At 53.9% G+C, this 440-nt stretch carries 1 protein-coding gene; it reads left to right on the top strand.

The window, feature by feature from the left end; genetic code table 11:
• Nucleotides 1-374, top strand: a 374-nt coding sequence (gene pnuC, locus L6966_RS11955) for a nicotinamide riboside transporter PnuC (protein ID WP_237233465.1), incomplete at its 5' end; no start/stop codon positions are given.
• Nucleotides 375-440: the final 66 nt, after the last annotated feature.

The following is a 440-nucleotide window of genomic DNA, read 5'->3' as shown; positions in this document are numbered from 1 at the left end:
GTGTGATAGCCATTGGTTTGATGACGCGATATATCGATCCCGTATTCGCCGTCCTGACGCGCGTGGCCGTCGCCATTATGCAGATGCTGGGGTTACAGGTGACAATGCCCGTACTGCAACCGGACGCTTTCCCGTTCTGGGACTCTTGCATGATGGTACTGTCTATCGCGGCGATGATTCTGATGACACGCAAATATGTCGAAAACTGGCTCCTGTGGGTGGTAATCAACGTGATCAGTGTGGTGATTTTTGCTTTGCAGGGCGTCTATGCGATGTCGCTGGAATATCTGATCCTGACATTTATCGCCGTGAACGGTAGCCGCCTGTGGATAAACAGCGCGCGGGAGCGAGGATCGCGCGCGTTTTCCCGTTAATGGTGATGAACATGCCCGGATGGCGTCTGATTCAGGTGACAGTCCGGGCCGTGACACACTTGATAC

The organism is Rothia nasisuis, from assembly GCF_928381405.1.
Lineage (GTDB): Bacteria > Actinomycetota > Actinomycetes > Actinomycetales > Micrococcaceae > Rothia > Rothia nasisuis.
This window is presented reverse-complemented; position numbering and strand designations above follow the sequence as displayed.